The organism is Nocardioides anomalus, from assembly GCF_011046535.1.
Classification (GTDB): Bacteria; Actinomycetota; Actinomycetes; order Propionibacteriales; family Nocardioidaceae; genus Nocardioides; species Nocardioides anomalus.
Window position 1 is genome coordinate 2299598 of sequence record NZ_CP049257.1, and the last position, 17158, is coordinate 2316755.

15 protein-coding genes are annotated in these 17158 nt (G+C 71.7%); 1 reads left to right on the top strand and 14 read right to left on the bottom strand.

Features of this window, described 5'->3' with window-relative positions; genetic code table 11:
• Window positions 1-24: 24 nt before the first annotated feature.
• The 7 genes from G5V58_RS11635 to G5V58_RS11665 form a co-directional block, all read right to left on the bottom strand.
• Window positions 25-1038, bottom strand: a complete 1014-nt coding sequence (locus tag G5V58_RS11635; protein ID WP_165232622.1) for a Gfo/Idh/MocA family protein — start codon at window positions 1036-1038, stop codon at window positions 25-27.
• The gene (locus G5V58_RS11640; RefSeq protein WP_165232625.1) at window positions 1035-2036 is read right to left on the bottom strand and encodes a Gfo/Idh/MocA family protein; all 1002 of its coding nucleotides are present in this window, start codon (window positions 2034-2036) and stop codon (window positions 1035-1037) included. Before G5V58_RS11640 ends, G5V58_RS11635 begins: the two co-directional genes overlap by 4 nt.
• Window positions 2033-3223 carry a cupin domain-containing protein gene (locus G5V58_RS11645; protein ID WP_165232628.1) on the bottom strand — a complete coding sequence of 397 codons (1191 nt, stop codon included), beginning with the start codon at window positions 3221-3223 and terminating at the stop codon, window positions 2033-2035. The genes G5V58_RS11640 and G5V58_RS11645 overlap by 4 nt, the downstream gene beginning before the upstream one ends.
• 18 nt (window positions 3224-3241) lie before the next feature.
• Complete coding sequence (locus G5V58_RS11650) at window positions 3242-4225, bottom strand: carbohydrate ABC transporter permease (protein ID WP_165232631.1); 984 nt, start codon at window positions 4223-4225, stop codon at window positions 3242-3244.
• A complete protein-coding gene (locus tag G5V58_RS11655; protein ID WP_165232634.1) occupies window positions 4222-5049 on the bottom strand; it encodes a carbohydrate ABC transporter permease in 828 nt (275 codons plus the stop codon). Before G5V58_RS11655 ends, G5V58_RS11650 begins: the two co-directional genes overlap by 4 nt.
• Window positions 5050-5273: 224 nt before the next feature.
• Window positions 5274-6647, bottom strand: coding sequence for an ABC transporter substrate-binding protein (locus G5V58_RS11660; protein WP_165232637.1), 1374 nt, complete (start codon window positions 6645-6647; stop codon window positions 5274-5276).
• A 119-nt stretch (window positions 6648-6766) separates the two neighbouring features.
• Window positions 6767-7618, bottom strand: a complete 852-nt coding sequence (locus tag G5V58_RS11665; RefSeq protein WP_165232640.1) for an AraC family transcriptional regulator — start codon at window positions 7616-7618, stop codon at window positions 6767-6769.
• Between the two features lie 47 nt (window positions 7619-7665).
• Between G5V58_RS11665 and G5V58_RS11670 the strand changes: the two genes are divergently transcribed.
• Entirely contained in the window at window positions 7666-8718 is a 1053-nt protein-coding gene (locus tag G5V58_RS11670; RefSeq protein ID WP_165232643.1) for a LacI family DNA-binding transcriptional regulator, read from the top strand.
• Between the two features lie 13 nt (window positions 8719-8731).
• On the opposite strand, the gene G5V58_RS11675 is transcribed toward G5V58_RS11670, so the two are convergent.
• The 7 genes from G5V58_RS11675 to G5V58_RS11705 all read right to left on the bottom strand — a co-directional run bounded on the left by G5V58_RS11675 (window position 8732) and on the right by G5V58_RS11705 (window position 17157).
• A complete protein-coding gene (locus G5V58_RS11675; RefSeq protein WP_230487282.1) occupies window positions 8732-9385 on the bottom strand; it encodes a phytanoyl-CoA dioxygenase family protein in 654 nt (217 codons plus the stop codon).
• Between the two features lie 646 nt (window positions 9386-10031).
• Window positions 10032-10976 (bottom strand): zinc-binding dehydrogenase, encoded by a 945-nt coding sequence (locus G5V58_RS11680; protein WP_165232646.1) that lies wholly within the window; start codon window positions 10974-10976, stop codon window positions 10032-10034.
• Window positions 10973-13036, bottom strand: a complete 2064-nt coding sequence (locus G5V58_RS11685) for a type 1 glutamine amidotransferase family protein (protein WP_165232649.1) — start codon at window positions 13034-13036, stop codon at window positions 10973-10975. The genes G5V58_RS11680 and G5V58_RS11685 overlap by 4 nt, the downstream gene beginning before the upstream one ends.
• A gap of 28 nt (window positions 13037-13064) precedes the next feature.
• The gene (locus G5V58_RS11690) at window positions 13065-13982 is read right to left on the bottom strand and encodes a sugar phosphate isomerase/epimerase family protein (RefSeq protein WP_165232652.1); all 918 of its coding nucleotides are present in this window, start codon (window positions 13980-13982) and stop codon (window positions 13065-13067) included.
• Window positions 13979-14728, bottom strand: coding sequence for a phytanoyl-CoA dioxygenase family protein (locus G5V58_RS11695; RefSeq protein ID WP_165232655.1), 750 nt, complete (start codon window positions 14726-14728; stop codon window positions 13979-13981). The genes G5V58_RS11690 and G5V58_RS11695 overlap by 4 nt, the downstream gene beginning before the upstream one ends.
• A gap of 118 nt (window positions 14729-14846) precedes the next feature.
• Entirely contained in the window at window positions 14847-15923 is a 1077-nt protein-coding gene (locus G5V58_RS11700; protein ID WP_165232658.1) for a Gfo/Idh/MocA family protein, read from the bottom strand.
• 46 nt (window positions 15924-15969) lie between these two features.
• Window positions 15970-17157 (bottom strand): Gfo/Idh/MocA family protein, encoded by a 1188-nt coding sequence (locus tag G5V58_RS11705; RefSeq protein ID WP_165232661.1) that lies wholly within the window; start codon window positions 17155-17157, stop codon window positions 15970-15972.
• Window position 17158: the final 1 nt, after the last annotated feature.

Below are 17158 nucleotides of genomic sequence, written 5' to 3' on the forward strand. Positions count from 1 at the left end.
GCCCCCACCCGACCGGGGGGCCGGTCAGCGGAGGGCGACGACCTCGCCGCGCTCCGCTGACCGGTATCCCGCCAGGGCCACCTCGAGGGCACGCAGCCCGTCCGCACCGCTGGCGCACGGCTCCTGGAGCTCGCCGAGCCGCACCGAGGTCACGAAGGCCGTCAGCATGGCCAGGTCGGCGTCCTCGGCGAACGACGCCTGCCGCAGTCCGCGCGGACCGCCCTCGTGCGTGCTGACCAGGCGCAGCGACTCGGCGGTGTCGGTCACGTCGAGCGAGCCCTCGGTGCCGACCAGGCGCAGGTAGAAGTCGTAGTCCCACGGGTGGTCCGCGGGCACCGACCAGCTCGGGTCGACCGAGCCGACCGCACCGCCCGTGAAGCGCAGCGAGACCACGGCGACGTCGTCGACGCCGGCCCCCCAGAGCAGCTCGCCGGCCTCGGCGGAGACCTCGGCGACCTCGAGCCCGGTGACGTGCCGGATCGCGTCGGTGACGTGGACCGAGTGGTCGATGAGCGCGCCGCCGCCGGCGGCGACGGGGTCGGTGATCCACGGTGGGTACGACGGGGGCAGCGGCGGGCGGCCCCGGTTGCCACCGACCACGCCGACGAGGTCGCCGAGCCGCCCGGAGCGGACGGCCTCCCGGGCGCGCGCCACCACCGGCACGAAGCGCGACGGGAAGGCGGTGTGCAGCTGCACGCCGGCCCGCGCGCACGCCTCGACCATGGCCTCGGCGTCCTCGAGGGTGGTGGCGAGCGGCTTCTCGCAGAGCACCGACCGTCCGTGCGCGGCGGCCAGCTCGACGTGGCCGCGGTGGTCGGCGTTCGCGCTGCACACCAGCACGGCGTCGGCCCGGGCCAGGAGCGCCTCCGGGTCCTCGAGGAACGGCACGCCGAAGTCCTGCCGGATCCAGCGTGCGTGCTCCGGGTCGGCGTCGTGGACGCCGACGAGGTCCACGTCCGGCAGGGAGGTCAGGCCGCGGGTGTAGGCCCACGCGTGGCCGGTGTGCGCGACGCCGAGGATGCCGATCCTGGTGGTCACGGCTGCTCCCAGGTCGTGAGGTCGACGGTCCGGCCGGTGCGGGCGGACTCGAGGGCGCCGAGGGCGACGCGCAGGGACTCGGTGGCCTCGGCGGCGGGGACCGGCGGCGGCCCGCCGGCGCGGCAGGCCGCGAAGAAGTCGCCCAGCTCGCGGGTGAACTCCCGGTCGCCGAGCGCGTCCCACCACTCGCTGGCGCCGTCCGCCCGGTGCAGGACCCCGCTCATGAGCTGGTCGGCGTCCCAGGCCAGCCGGCCGTGCGTGCCCACCAGCTCCGCGGACAGCCTGAAGCCCCGCGAGGCCGGGTGCGCCCAGCTGCACTCGACGTGCGCGATCGCGCCGTTCTCGTAGCGCACCGTCGCCACGGCGTACGTCGACGGGCCGGCGGCGCTGTCGGCGGCCATGCAGTGCACCCGCACGGCCGGGCTGCCGATGACCCACCCGGCGTAGTCGAAGCTGTGCACGCCCTGGTCGAGCAGCGGGCCGCCTGAGGTGGCCGGGTCGGCCAGCCAGCCCGCCTCGCTCCAGCCCGGCAGGGCCGTGGTGGTGGAGTGCGTGAGCATCCGCAGCGTGCCGATCTCGCCGGCCTCGACCAGGTCGCGGGCCGCGCGGTGGTCGGGCGCGTAGCGGGCCACCTGGCCGATCGACAGCAGCCCGGGCGCGGCCTCCGCGGCCGCGAGCACCCGCCGTGCCTCGGCCAGGGTCCGGGTGACCGGCTTCTCGCACAGCACGTGCCGGCCGGCCTCGAGCGCGGCGACGGTGGCGTCGGCGTGCGAGGTCGGCGGCGTGCAGACGTCGACCACGTCGACGCCGAGCGCGAGCAGCTCCTCGAGCGTGGCCACCGCCTGCGCGCCGTGCTCGCCGGCCAGCCGCTCCGCCTTGCCCGGCACCGGGTCGGCCACCGCGACCAGCCGGACCCCGGGCGCGTCGCGGTAGGCGTGTGCGTGGACGCCGGCGATCATGCCGGCCCCGAGGAGGCCGACGGTCAGCTCGGGGCTCACCGGCGCTCGATGAGGGGGACGTCGGGGTGCAGGTCGGGGCCGAAGAACAGGAACGCCACGAGCTCCTCGGCGCCGGTGCTGCGCACCTCGTGCTCGGCCACGGCGGCGTCGTGGGTGACGACGAGCTCGTCGCGACCCGGCTCGCCGCCGGTGACCTCCGTGCCCGCCCAGGTCCCCGAGCCGGTCCACACGAAGACGCTGTAGACGCCGGGCTCGCGCAGCCGGTGCGTGCCTCCAGGGGGCAGGACCAGCCGCTTCCCGGCGTACTTGTCGGTGTTGTAGAAGACCCAGCTCTCCTCGCCGTCGCCGGAGCTGCCGCTCACCGCGCGCGGGGCGAGGTGGCGGTGCTCGTAGAACCACGGGTCGCCGTTGGTCTCCCAGTCCACGAAGCGCAGCGGGAAGCGCTCGCCCTCGGCCGCGCGGTCCTCGGGGCGCACGTCCTTGAACAGCAGGTCCTTGGAGATGATCCGGCCGGCGTTGAGGGCCTGGAACATGGCCAGCACGTCGGAGTCCTCCTGCAGCTCCAGGGTCAATGCGGTGCCGGGCGCGTGCAGCACCCCGGACGGCACGTGGAACCCCTCGCCCACGACCTGCAGCTCGGCGCGGGCGTGGCGCAGGATGAGGTCGCTGTCCCAGTCGACCAGGTAGGGCAGCAGCACCTCGTGCGCCTGCTGCTCGGCGACCCACGGGTGCACGCCGAAGAACGTCTCCGGGTGCGCGCCGAGCTCGACCCCGGGCAGGAAGTGGTAGGACTCGTCCTTGGGCCGGCAGCCCACGAGCGCGGCGTACTCCGCCGGCGGGTGGATGTGGTAGGGCAGCCGGTGGCCGTAGTCGAAGATCTTGGCCAGCCGGCCCAACCCGGCCGGGTGGCCGGCGGCGTACTCCGCGCCGAGGACGGCCTCCGGGTCGGCCGCCACCGCGTCGCGCAGCAGCAGCCGCTCGCCGCTCTCGCCGACCACGTGGCTGAGCCCCTCGTCCTCGGGCCCGACCCGGTTGTCGGCCCGGGTCGTGGAGGCCAGCCAGCGCTCGCAGATCGCGCCGCGCTCCCCCACGTCGTAGGCGTCCTCGGGCAGGCCGAGCCGGCGACCGGGCGGCAGGAAGTCGCGCGCCACCCAGGCCGGGTCGCAGCGCAGCACCCCGTGGCCGTCCGCGAGCAGCCGACCCAGCGTCTCGCGGGCCGCGCTCACCCCTCGCTCACCCCGCGCTCACCCCTTGACCCCGGTCACCGCGATGCCCTGCACGAACTGCCGCTGGAAGATGATGAACACGATGATCATCGGCAAGGTGGCGATGACCGAGCCGGCGAACAGCAGGGTCCAGGACGTGCGGTTCTGCACCACGAACAGGGCCAAGCCGACCGGTGCGGTGATCTTCTCCGGACTCGACATGATGATGAGCGGCCAGAAGAAGTCCTCCCAGGCGCCCTGGAAGGTGAAGATCGCGTTGGCCGCCAGTGCCGGCACGCACAGCGGGAGCACCACGCTCCAGAAGATCCGGAACTCGCTGGCACCGTCGATGCGCGCGGCCTCGAGCAGCTGGTCGGGGATCGACATCATGTACTGGCGCAGCAGGAAGATGCCGAAGGCCGAGACCACGCCGGGCATGATCAGCCCGAAGTAGGAGTCCAGCCAGCCGTGGCCGCCGTTGCCCAGCCAGTCGTTGCCGCCGAAGAACGGGATGTGCTGGATGATCAGGTAGTTCGGGATCAGCGTGACCTGGCCGGGCACCATCATCGTGCCGAGGAAGGCCACGAAGATGACGTTGCGGCCCGGGAAGTTGCGCTTGGCGAAGGTGTAGGCGCACAGGGCGTTGAAGAAGGTCTGCAGCACGGTGATCGAGATGGCCACGAACGCGCTGTTCACGAACCACCGCCAGTCGCCGTGACCCTGGCCCTGCTGGGCCTTGGTCAGGGTGCCGACGTTGAGGAACCCCTTGAAGCCGGCCAGCGTCGGGTGCTCGGGGATCCAGTGCGGGGTCGAGGAGAAGATCTCCCCCATGGGCTGGAACGCCGCGCTCACCAGCCACGCGAACGGTGCGAGGAACAGGATGGCCATCGGGGCCAGGACGAGGTAGGTCAACAGCTTCTGGCGCAGCGAGAACTGGTTGTTGCCCTCGCGGGGCTTCTTGGCCGGCCGCGGGACGACCGCGACCGCGGGGACCCCGGGGGTCTCGTCGACGACGCCGCTCACGACAGGTCCGCCCGTCGGGCCAGGCGCAGCTGGAACGCGGTGAAGAAGAGCAGGATCACGAAGAGCGCGAAGGCCAGGGTGCTGGCGTAGCCCATGTCGTAGTACTTGAAGGCCCAGAGGTACATGTAGTAGACCATCGTGGTCGTCTTGTTGACCGGCCCGCCGTTGGTCATCACGAAGATCTGGGTGAAGACCTGCAGCGAGCTGATGATGCCGAGCACCAGCAGGAACACCGTGGTCGGGCGCAGCATCGGGATCGTGATGTGCCACAGCCGCCGCAGCGGCCCGGCGCCGTCCATGCGCGCGGACTCGTAGAGGTCCTGCGGGATGGCCTGGAGCCCGGCGAGGTAGACCACCATCGAGAAGCCCACACCGCTCCACACCGACATCAAGATGACCGCCGGCATGGCGAGGTTCTTGTCCGAGAGCCACAGCAGTGGCTGGTCGATGATGTGGCCCTTGGTCAGGTAGTAGTTGAAGAGCCCGTAGTCACCGTTGTAGAGCCACTTCCAGAGGATGGCCGAGACCACGAACGGCGTGACCACCGGCAGGTAGAACGCGGTGCGGAAGACCGCCCGCATGCGGAACGGCAGGTTGAGCAGCAGCGCGAGGACCAGCCCGATGGCCATCGAGGCCGGCACCGAGACACCGCTGAAGTAGGCCGTGTTCAGCACCGACTCGCGGAACCGCTCGTCGCCGACCATGTCGCGGTAGTTGTCGAGCCCGACGAACGGCTTCTCCGGCTCGATGATGCTCCACCGGTGGAAGGTCAGGTAGATCGCGAAGATCACCGCGACCAGCGTGAAGACGGAGAAGACCAGCACACCCGGGAGGATGAACAGGTACGCCGAGCGCTCCCGCCAGAGTCGACCCCCCAGGCCGGGCCGGTTGTCGTGCGGGACCTCCGACTGGATGCGGCGCTGCGCCCGGGCGCGCGCCCACCTGGAGTCCCTGGCCTGGGCTTGCGCCGTCGCCAATGCCTTCTCCCCTTCGCTCCGGCCGCCGCCCGGGCACGGGGCCTGGGCGGCGGCGGGTGTGTGTCGGTCGGTCAGCGAGCCAGGATGGCGCGCCCCTGCTGGGCGGTGTTGTCCAGCGCCTCCTCGGCGGTCTGGTCGCCGTAGATGGCCTTGCCCAGCTCGTCGTTCAGGATGGTCTCGATGCGGGGGTACTTCGGGTTGCTCACCGAGCTGGCCACGCCGCAGTCCATCAGGTCCGCGAACGGCTTGAGCACCGGCTTGGCCGCCTCGAGGTCCGGGCTCTCCAGCAGCGTCTTGGTGGGCGGCAGCAGTGTGCCCTCGGTCTTGTAGGTCCAGTCGGCGAGGTTCTCGGGCTGGGAGAGGAACTCCATCCAGAGCCACGCGGCGTCGGAGACCTTGCTCTGGTTGAACATCACCAGCGCGTCGCCGGCGATGGTGGTCTTGCAGCCCGCGGCGCCGTCGGGCAGCGGGGCCGCGGCCCACTTGCCCTTGATGTCGGGGAACTCGTCGTCCATGGTCCCGGCGAACCAGGCGCCGGCCATGTACATCGCCACGTCGCCCTGGGCGAAGGCCGTGCGGCCGTCGTAGCTGTTCGAGTTGAGGTAGTCCGGCGGGGAGTACTTGGCCAGGTTCACGTAGAAGTCGGCCGCCTCCTTGCCCTCGTCGCTGTCGAAGGCGATGTCGGTGCCGTCCTCGGAGAGCACGTCGCCGCCGGCCTGGTAGAGCCAGGGGTAGAAGTAGTACGCCGACTCCGAGGCGAACATCTCGTAGCCGTACTTGCCGTTGTCGGTGTCGGTGAGCTTCTCGGCGTCCTCCTGGAACTCGTCCCAGGTCTTCGGCGGCTCGGTGATGCCGGCCTCGGCGAAGCGGTCGAGGCGGTAGAACAGGCCGGTGGTCTCGCCGTCGAACGGCAGGCCCCACATCTTGTCGTCGTAGCTGACGAAGGTCTTGAAGCCGTCGACGTAGTCGTCGGGCTTCACCACGTCGCTGCGGCTCATGTAGTTGTCGAGGTCGACCAGCGCGCCGCGGGCGGCGTAGTCGGCGGTGTCGCTGGCGTTGACGTAGGCCACGTCGGGCGCGTTGTTGCCCGCGATGCGGGTGGTCAGCACCTCGCCGGCCTTCTCGGCCGGGGCGTTCTCGAACTTGATGGTGATGTTCGGGTGCTGGGAGTGGAACTCGTCGGCGAACTTCTTCATCTGCGGCTCGTTGCCGACCCAGGAGAAGAACGTGACCGTCGTCGGAGAGGTGGGGTCCTGGACCGGTCCCTCGCCCTTGCCGACGTCGGCCTTCGGCTTGCTGTCGCTGTCGCCGTCGTCGCCACCGCACGCGGCGAGGCTCATGGACGTGGCGAAGGCCAGGACGACGACCGTCGGGACCTTCCAGGACTTCTTGACCTTCATCAACACCCTGCTCTCGGTCGGGATCGGCACCGGTTCGAGGGCCATCGCGCACGATCGTGCAAATCGTTTGGCGTCCTCGCGGAGAGCATCGGCTGGACCGCCACCCGTTGTCAATGACCAACCGTGAGCGTCGTCACAAATCGTGATCGGAGGCGCCCGGGGCGTCAGGCCCGACCTGCGGCGCGCCCCGGGCCGGCACCCGGGGCCGGCACCCGGGCCGACGGCGCGGTGCCGTAGCGGCGCCGGTACGCGCGGCCGAAGTGCGAGAGGTCGCCGAACCCGGCCGCGTGGCAGACCTCGGTCACGGTGAGCGACGTCGAGGCCAGCAGCGAGCGGGCGAAGCGCAGCCGGCGCTCCTGCAGGTAGCTCTGGAACGACGAGCCCGTGTGCGCCCGGAACCGCTCGCTGAACCAGTTGGGCGACAGGTGTGCCTGGGCCGCCGCCTCGGCCAGGGTGAGCTGCTCGCGGAAGTGGCGGTCGACGTACAGCACCGCGGCGCGCAGGTCGTCGTCGCCGCGCGGACGGTCGCGCGGCGGCTCGGCCACGCCGCTGCGCCGGGCCAGCTCGACCACGAGGAGGGCGACCAGTCCCGCCGTGACGCCGCGCGAGCCGAGCCGCGGCTCCTCGAACTCACGCTGCAGGCGCCGCAGGTCGGTCTCGGCGTCGGCGAAGTCGTCGGTCAGCCACGGGAAGGCGTCGCCCGCGACCGGGCCGAGCGCGTCGAGCTGGCGCTCGACCAGGCCGGGGTCGATGACGGTGTTGAAGCAGCGCAGCGTGCCGGAGCCGGGGTCGATCGCGTGGAAGTCGGCCGGCGACAGCAGGAAGGCGCTGCCCGGCCGCAGCCGGTGCGTGCGGCCGTTGACCACGTGGTCGGCCTCGCCGTCGAGGACCAGGCTCAGCTCGTAGTAGTCGTGCCAGTGCACGTCGACCTTGCGCAGCACCGGCTGCATCACGCGCGCGCCGGCGTCCGGGAGCAGCAGCGACTCCACGCTGTAGCGCTCCACCAGGTCGGTCACGACGCTCCTGCAGGGTCAAATCGTTTTGCGTGCAGTACCGTACCGCCATGCCAGCCCGGGAGTCGACGCGCGAGTCGACGCGCGAGTCGACCCGCGCGCCGGCGCCGCCCGGGCGGGTCACGATCGCCGAGGTGGCCCTGCACGCCGGGGTCAGCCCCACCACCGTCTCGCACGTGCTGTCCGGCAAGCGCGTGGTCGGCGCCACCACCCGCGACACGGTGATGGACGCGATCCGCGAGCTCGGCTACCGGCCCAACGCGGTGGCCCGCAACCTGCGCACCCGGCGTTCGCACATGGTCGCGGTGATGGTCCCCGACCTCACCAACCCGTTCTACGCCGTGCTGACCCGCGGCCTGGCCGACGCCGTGGACGGCGCCGGCTACGGCACCTTCGTGTGCAACACCGACGGCATCCACGAGCGCGAGGCCAAGTTCTTCCAGGACGTCATGGACCGCGGCGTCGACGGCATCGTCTTCGCCTCCGGGGAGACCGCCTCGCAGGTCACCTTCTCCCCCGCCGACCACACCACCCCGATCATCTGCATCGGCGAGCAGCTCGACCACCCCCTGTGCGACGCCGTCGTCCCCGACGACGAGACCGGCTCCCGCGAGGCCGGCGCCTTCCTGGCCGACCGCGGCTACCAGCGCATCGCCATGATCCAGGGGCCCCCGCGCTACGGCGGCCCCCGCACGGCCGGCTTCCGCGCCGCCATGGTCGCCGCCAAGCGCAAGGTCCCGGCCGAGCTCATGGTCCGCGGCGACTGGACCCGCCGCGGCGGGTACGCCGCGATGCAGGGCCTCATGGCGCTCCCCCACCCGCCGGACGCCGTCTTCTGCGCCAACGACCTGATGGCCATCGGCGCCATGGACGTCGCCCACGAGCGCGGCCTCGACGTCCCCGGTGACCTGGCCATCGTCGGCTTCGACGACGTCGACGCCGCCACCATCGTCACGCCCACGCTGACCACCGTCCGCAACCCGGCCTACGAGGCCGGCAGCACCGCCGGCGACCTGCTCATGAGCCGGCTCGCCCACCGCTACACGGGCCCCGGGCGCACGGTCGTGCTGCCGTGCGCGCTCGTCGAGCGCGGCACCGCCTGACCGCTCCGGCCCGTCAGCCGGCCAGGGCGTCGCGGATCGTGGTCTCGAGGACCGAGGACTCCTCCTCGGCCCGGTCCAGCCGCACCGGCACCACCGGCGCCAGTCCCGGCTGACCCAGCAGCCGCGGCCGCCTCCCGTGGTGCGGCTGCGCCGCGTGCACCAGGAACGGGTGGCACACGAACACGTCCCCGAGCCGGCCGGTCGCCAGCACCACCGGCCGGTCCGCACTGGCCCGGTCCACGAGTGGCCCGAGCTCGTGCGGCGGCGCCCCGCGCTCGCCGTACGGCGCGAGGACCGCAGGCACGTCGACGTGGGACCCGACGCGGATGCGCGTCGGTGCGTCCTCGGCCGCGACGTCGCTGAACAGGAACAGCACGAGCAGCAGCCGCTCACGCGAGAACACGTTGGTCCACCACCCCGGCCCGTGCTCGCTGGCGTAGCTGCCCTCGACGTGCCAGCCCGCGTCGTCCGGCTCGACGGAGTGCGGGAACCGGATCGGGAACGACCCCAACGCCTCGCGCGGCACCCACCGACCGGCCCCGACCAGCTGGTCGAACGCCTCGGTCAGCACCGGCACGTTGGCGGCCGCCCGGAACGCCGGCCCACCCATGCCGCCCACCCACTCGACCGGCTGTCGCCAGGTGCTCGGGTCGTCCGTGCTGGCCACTGGGTTTCCGCTGTGCCGATGCGGCCTCTCCTCCTCGACGTGATCAATTGCGTAGCGGCCGCGCGCTCACCACCCCGACTCCCGCTGTCAAGGACGCTACGCGCCACTTCGTGGCGAACGGCGGCCTTTGGCGAGAGGTCCGTCCTTGACAGCGGGACCCGGTCTGGCTGGTGAGGGCGCGCTGAGGGCGAGGCTGCGCCCCGCCCCACACAAGCGCGGCCGCCTTCGGCGGCCACGCTGCGGTCCGCCTCCACGCACTTGTAACGCTCAGTTACGGGAACTGTCGACCCGTTGCAACGGGTCGGAAGATCCGATAACTGCGCGTTACAAGTTCTCGGCGGCGCCGGCCGCGGCAACCCGCACCACACCCCCACCCACCCGTGAAGACGGAGACGAGACGGTGCCGCCGCCAGACCAGGCCGCCTGTGGGCTGACCCGGCCATCGCCGGGCCGGGGTTCGCCGTCGAAGGCTGAATCCGCGGCGTGGGGCACGCACACCCAACGCAAGAGGGCTGGAAGCAGCCGCGTGCAACACGGCGTCGGTTGCCTTCGACGGTGAACACCGGATCCGGCGGAGGCCGGGTCAGTCCACAGGCGGACGGGCCCGAGAGCCCGCACCACGAGACGCAGCACCCAGACCACAACCTCAGAAGACGATGACCGCCTTGGCGAACCCTTCCGGCTTGTCCCGCAACGTCGCGAACGCCTCGTTGATGTCGGACAGCGCGAACCGGTGCGTCACGAGCCGCTCCATGGGCAGCCGGCCGGTCGAGTGCAGCCGCATGCCGACATCCATGCCGCGCATGATGGTGGCGACGTCGCGGAAGTGGCCGTTGAGGATGCTGAACGCCATCCAGTTCCAGTAGCCGAGCGGGATGGTCCGCCCGTCGCCCTGGTGGAAGCCGACGATCGCGATCTTGCCGCTCATCCGCGTGGTGTCGCCGCAGGTGACCAGGGCGCGCTCGGTGCCGGTGCACTCGAAGGTGACGTCGGCGCCGCGACCGTCGGTGACCTCGCGGACGACGGCGGGGAGGTCGTCGCGGGTGACGTCGACGGTGCGGGTGGCGCCGAGGGCGTCGGCGCGCTCCAGGGCGTCCGGCCGGGCGTCGGCCACCGTCAGCGACCGGGGGCCGCGGAGGGCGACGAGGGCCTGGACCAGGTTCCCCATGAAGCCGGCGCCGATGACCACGACATCGTCGCCGAGGCGGGGGTCGGCGAGCTCGACGGCGTTGACGGCGCAGGCGATGGGCTCGGCCAGGGCGAGGTCGAGGGGGCCGTCGCCGGCGCGGAAGCAGTACGCCGCGCGGACGGCGACGTGCTCGGCGAAGCCGCGCTCGGTGACCCAGACGCCGACGCGGTCGCCGACGACGAGGTCCTCGACCTCGACGCCGACCTCCTCGACCACCCCGCTGACCTCGTGGCCGAGGTGGCGCTCCTCGCCGTCGCCGGGGCCGTCCAGCCAGGGCTCGAGCTCGGAGGCGCAGACGCCGGAGGCGGCCACCCGGACGAGCACCTCGTCCGGTCGCAGGTCGGGCACGGGTGCGTCGACGACCTCGAAGCGCTGCGGTCCGCGGAGGACCGCGACCTTCACGGCAGGTCCCCGTCGTGGAGGACCACGATCGAGTACAGCCCCAGCTCGGGCAGGGTCACCCGGTGCAGTCCGTCCTCGGCGTCCAGCTCGAGTGGGGCCCGGGCGCCGTCGGTGGTGACCAGCGTGGCGTGCTGGGCGTCCTTGGGCAGCCGCACGGTGAGCGGTACGTCGGGCACGGGGCGCACGGCGTCGGCCGCGCGGTCGTAGTCGTAGTTGACCAGGTGCAGCGCGACCGCGCCGTCGGCCAGCTGCTGCAGGTTGGCCGCGGCCGGGACCGAGGACGTCACCTGCGGTCCGTGCGGCAGCAGCTCGGCCAGGGAGTCGTGGGCGGCGGTGCGGACGCCCGCGGGCAGGTCGGGTGCGGCCCGGTCGGTGACGACGACGGTGCCGCCACCGGCGACGTACTCCTCCACGGCGAGCCGCTGGGCGGGGGTGAGCGTGTAGACGTCGGGCAGCACCACCGTGGCGTAGCGCGCCAGCTCGGCGGCGCTGGCCCGGTCGGGCGCGGTGACGCCGTCGGCCCAGATGACCACGTCGAACGGCACGGTCGCACCGGCGAGGGTCGAGGTGACCACGCGGTAGGGCACGACCACGGACTCGTCGCGAGCGTTGGTGGTGTTGTCGCTGGCGTCGGCCTTGCCGATGAGCTCACGGGTGGTCTCCACGCCGAAGACCACGGCCACCTCGTTGGCCGTGCGCCGGGCGAAGAGCGCCTCGTGGTCGGCCAGGAAGGCCTGGATCCCGGTGGCCAGCCCGTGCGGGGCGTAGAAGGAGTCTTCGATGACGCTGCCCATCCACGAGCCGTAGGGCACCGACATGTTCGCGCCCATGGCGGCGGCCTCGAACAGCGAGAGCCGGAACAGGTCGTAGCCCCGCCCCTGGCCCAGCAGCTCGATCAGCTCGGGCACCACGCCGCCGTAGGGGTTCTCGACGACGACCACGTCCTTGTCGCCGGCGAAGGCCGCGACGTAGCGGTACCACTCGGGCTGGCGGTAGGTCGTGTTGCGCATCTCGGTGATGACCAGGTCGACGTCCTCGGCCAGCGCGAGGTACATCGGCTCGAGGTTGAAGAAGTTGCCGGACACGATGATCTCGCGGCCGACCGAGCGGGCGTACTCCCGCGCGTACGCCGCGAGCTCGCCGAAGTAGGTCGTGATGGCCCGGCACTGGAAGGCGTAGTAGTCGCCGAACAGCGGCGTGGTCTCGCGGCCCTCCTTGAAGTCGTAGCCGCGCTCGAGCAGCCACTCGCCGTAGTGGAACGTCGCCAGGTCCACACCCTCCAGCGCGGACGGGAGCGCGGGCAGCCCGGAGAGGTACGCGCGGAAGCCGGCCAGGCAGTCCTTGCAGAAGCACGCGCCGTACTGGAACGCCCCCATCGGGAGCTCGGCCTCGTCGAGCTGGATGCCGTCGACGCCGGCGTCGATCTGGATGCGGATGACCGCCTGGAGGTACTCGCGCCAGACCGGGTTGTTGCGGTCCATGTAGTAGCACTGGTGCTCGCGGTCGGGGCACTCCACCCAGTGCGCGTGGCACGGCTGCTGGTGGATGTCGCGGACCACGCACTCCTCGATGAGGTCGGTGACCGGCTCGCCGAGGCTGTTGACCAGACCGTCGGGGAAGTAGTGCTCGACCGGCTTCCACAGCTTCGGGTAGCGGTTGGAGCTGAACTCGCGCAGCCCCATCCAGTCCCGCTTGCCGACGCCGCGCAGCTCGTTGAGCGCGAGCACCTCGTCCTCGTCCTTGCTCAGCTCGACGGGGAACTCCCAGCCCTGCGCCTCGAACACGATGCCGAGCACCTTGATCCCCTGCTCGTGGCAGGCGGCGATGAACTCGCTGTCGTTGACGAAGCCGTAGAAGCGCGAGCGCGCGTCGACCGGCCCGAAGGCCTCCTGCTCGAGGTAGGGCAGGGCCAGCGAGCCGCCGCCCATCGACGCCCAGACCAGGACGGTGGCGCGGAAGTCGACGAGGTCGTCGACCATCCGCAGCCGCCGCGGCGGCAGGCTCGGGTGGTAGCAGTGCTGGCGCGGGAACCAGGCGTCGAAGTAGACACCGCGGTGCATGGGTGGCCTTTCGCAGGAGGAGGAAGGGTCAGATCTGGACGTACGGCGACAGGGTGCGCTGGGCGATGGTGAGCCCCTGCTGGACCCGCTCGAGCGAGCCGCTCCACACGGGGTCCTCGTGCTCGACCGACACCACGCCGTCGTACCCGGCCTGGTGGAGGGTGTCGACCACGCGGCGCCAGTCGACCTCGCCGAGGCCGGGGATGCGGTAGCGCCACCAGCCGGAGACCCACTCCTGCTTGTCGATGACCCGGCCGAACACGCCGTAGCGGTTGCGGGCCCACGGGTCGAGCTCGACGTCCTTGGCCTGCACGTGCAGCACCCGGTCCACGTGGTCGTCCAGGGCGGCGACCGGGTCGATGCCCTGCCACACCAGGTGCGAGGGGTCGTAGTTGAGCCACAGCCCGAGGTCGGCCAGCCAGCCCCACAGCTCCGGGGAGTAGGCCAGGTTGGCCGGGTAGCCGTCGGGGTGCCAGCCCTCCATCGGGCAGTTCTCGATGACCAGGCGCACGCCGCGCTCGGCGGCGTACGACACCAGCGGCGGCAGCACCTTCTCGGCCAGCCGCATGTTCTCGGCCACGGTGAGCGAGACGTCGCGGCCGACGAAGGTGCCGACCAGGCCGACGCCGAGCAGGGCGGCGGCGTCGATGCACCGGCGCAGGTGGTCGTGGGTGGCCTCGCGGACCGCGGGGTCCTGGTGCAGGTTGTTCTCGTAGTAGGCGATGGCCGACAGCCCGAGCCCCAGGCCGTCGAAGAGGGCCCGGACCCGTGCGGCCTCGGCGTGGTCGAAGTGTTCGACGTCGAGGTGGCTGGCCTCCCAGTCACGACCGGGGCGGTCCGGCCACGCCGCGACCTCCAGCGCGTCGTACCCGTGCCCGCTCGCCCACCCGGCGATGTCGTCGAGGGACTCGCCGGGCAGGCAAGCGGTGAGCAGCCCCAGCCTCACGCCGGGGCCGGGACGTTGGCGTAGTCGTTGCCGGCCAGGTCCTCGCCCCGGGCCAGCCAGATCTTCCAACCCTCGTTCTGCGGCACGTCCTGCATCTTCACCGACGAGGGGAAGTAGCGCATCGTGTAGCCGGTGCGCCGGGTCGGGCTGGTGTTGGCCCGGGCCCCGTGCACGATCCGGCCGTCGTGCATCGAGAACTCACCCCGCTTCAGCTCGAAGTAGACCGCCTGGTCCTCGTCGACCCCGCCGAGCTCGGCGTGGAAGGTCTGGGTGGTGATGTCGGCCGGCTCGTAGCCTTCCGAGAAGCCGCCGCCCAGGTGCGAGCCCGGGATGACGCGCATGCAGCCGTTCTCGCGGAACGAGCCCTCCTCCAGGGCCAGCCAGATGGTCACGATGTGGTCGTAGCTGTCGAACCGGCCCTCCCAGAACGCGCTGTCCTCGTGCCACGGCGTGGCCCGGCCGGTGAACGGGTCCTTGGAGATGAAGTGGCTCGACCACAGCGCGATGTCCGGCCCGACCAGCGGCTCGACGGTGTCGAGGACCTCGTCGGAGAGCAGGAAGTCCAGCAGTCGCGCGTCGCGGTAGTGCGGCGTGTCCAGCTCGTCGGACAGCTTGTCGCCCTTGTCGGACAGGTGCTCGTTGAAGATCTGCTCCAGCCGGGCCAGCTTGTCCTCCGAGAACAGCTGGCGCCCGGGCAGCAGGTAGCCCTGGGTGCGGAACGACTCGACGTCTTGCTCGGTCAGCACGGTGCTCGCCTCTCGGTGGTCTCAGCGGATCTGAGGTGGTGGCCCCGACGCTACGGACGGGTGCGGCTCCCCCGCGCTGCCTCTGCACGGCGGCGTTCGACTCATCTTCGGGTGGTGCTCAGGAGGACCGCTCGATGGCCCGGATGATCTCGACGAACAGCTCCATGTCGGCGACGTAGTCCTCGGGCGTCGTCTTGGGCGTGCCGCCCTGGGTGACCACGTCGTGGAAGTACTCGATCTCGTAGGTGTAGGGGTCCTTGAGGTGCGGGCGGCGAACCGAGCGCGTGTAGCTGTCGCCGTCGGTCAGCTCGAGCTGCAGCGTGGTCGGGAAGTGCCGGACGTACGGCGTGTCGTACTGCACCTTCATGGTCCCGCGCGCGCCGTAGACCTCGATGTAGGTGTCGTAGCGCAATTGGTCGTCGACGCCGGTCTCGTAGGTGACCACGAAGTCGCCGTAGTCGAGCAGTGCGACGACGTACCCGCCGCTGCGCCACATCTTGGCCGCCGACACCGCCTTGGGGGAGCCGAGCAGCTCGCGCATGGCCGACAGGTCGTGGCTGCCCAGGCCGCAGAGCAGGCCGTAGGTCCACTCCAGCTCCTGCGGCACGTCGCCGAGGGCCTCCTCGACCAGCGCCGAGCGGCGCGCCCACTTCTCGTCGACGGCCTCCTGGGGGATGTCGTCGGGGCGGTCGACGTACGACGTCTGGTCGACGATCAGCCGGTTCTCGCCGATCACGTCGTGGACGCGGACGTAGCGCACCTCGCCGAGCTCGGGCAGCCTCTCGACGGCCTCGGTGAACGCCGGGGCGAAGCGGCGCATGTAGGCCACCATCACGGTCTTCCCGGAGCGGTCGCGGGCGGCGATGATCTCCTGCGCCTCACGCGGGCTGAGGCACATCGGCTTCTCGACCAGCACGTCGAGGCCGTGGTCGAGCGCGGTGATGGTGCACTCGGCGTGGTACTCGTCGCTGTTGAGGACGAACACGCAGTCCAGCCCGCCGTCGGCGATCATCTCGCCGGCGTCGAGGTACTGCCGGTCCACGCGGTAGCGCTCGCCGATCCGCTTGAGGACGCCGGGCGAGATGTCGCAGACCGCGGCCAGCTCGAAGCGGTCCGGCAGCGACTCGATGATCGGCAGGTGGATGACCTGGGCGACCTCGCCCAGGCCGATGACGCCGACGCGCAGCTTGCTCAACTCAGGTACGACCTCTCCGGGGGTGTGCGGGTGCAGGGGTGGCTGTTCAGACCTTGGTCCACGCGGCGCCGGCGTCCGAGGAGCGCTCGACGGCGTCCAGGACGCGCTGGACCTGCAGGCCGTCGGCGAACGACGGGGTGGGCGCCGTGCCGGCCGCGACGTCGCGGACGAAGTCGGCGATCTCGTGGACGAAGGTGTGCTCGTAGCCGAGCCCGTGACCCGGTGGCCACCACGCGGCGGCGTACGGGTGCTCGGCCTCGGTGACCAGGATCCGGCGGAAGCCGGCGTCGGCGGCCGGGGCGGTGGCGTCGTGCACGTGGAGCTCGTTCATCGCCTCGAAGTCGAAGGCGATGCTGCCGGCCGAGCCGTTGAGCTCGATGCGCATGGCGTTCTTGCGTCCCGTGGCGAAGCGGGTGGCCTCGTACGTCGCCAGCGCGCCGCCGTCGGTGCGACCGGAGAACACCGCGGCGTCGTCGACGCTCACCTCGCCCAGCTCGGTCCCGCCGCTCGCGCTCAGCCCGGAGGCCGCCTCGGGCAGCGGGCGGCGCTCGACGAAGCGGGTCAGGTGCCCGGCCACCTCGGTGAGACGCTGGCCGGTGAGGAACTGCGACAGGTCGACGATGTGGGCGCCGATGTCGCCGAGCGCGCCGGAGCCGGCCTTGTCCTTCTGCAGCCGCCAGACCAGCGGGAACTCCGGGTCCACGATCCAGTCCTGGAGGTACTGCGCGCGGACGTGGCGCAGCTCGCCGACGACGCCCCGCTCGACGAGCTGCCGGGCGTAGGCCAGGGCGGGGGTGCGCCGGTAGTTGAAGCCGACCATCGACAGCACGCCGCGGCCCTCGGCCTCCTCGGCGACCTGGGTCATCTGCTCGGCCTCGGCCACGGTGTTGGCCAGCGGCTTCTCGCAGAGCACGTGCTTGCCGGCCTCGAGGGCGGCGACGGCGATCTCGGCGTGGGAGTCCCCGGGCGTGCAGATGTCGACGACCTGGACGTCGTCGCGCTCGAGCACGTCGCGCCAGTCCGTGGTCCACCCGGCCCAGCCGAGCTTCTCGGCCGCGTCCCGGGTGGCCGACTCGGCGCGGCCGCACACGACGTTCATCGCCGGGCGCAGCGGGAGGTCGAAGAACCGGTGGGCGTTGCGCCAGGCCTGGGAGTGGGCGGCACCCATGAACGCGTAGCCGATCATGGCCACGCCGAGGGGCCGGGCGTCGTCGCCGGTGCTGGTCACGCCCATC

Excerpts from the sequence above, each read along its gene's own strand:
- G5V58_RS11705 (WP_165232661.1), bottom strand. The coding sequence starts at position 17,157 with ATGGGCGTGACCAGCACCGGCGACGACGCCCGGCCCCTCGGCGTGGCC.
- G5V58_RS11660 (WP_165232637.1), bottom strand. The coding sequence starts at position 6,647 with ATGGCCCTCGAACCGGTGCCGATCCCGACCGAGAGCAGGGTGTTGATG.
- G5V58_RS11685 (WP_165232649.1), bottom strand. The coding sequence starts at position 13,036 with ATGCACCGCGGTGTCTACTTCGACGCCTGGTTCCCGCGCCAGCACTGC.
- G5V58_RS11670 (WP_165232643.1), top strand. The coding sequence starts at position 7,666 with ATGCCAGCCCGGGAGTCGACGCGCGAGTCGACGCGCGAGTCGACCCGC.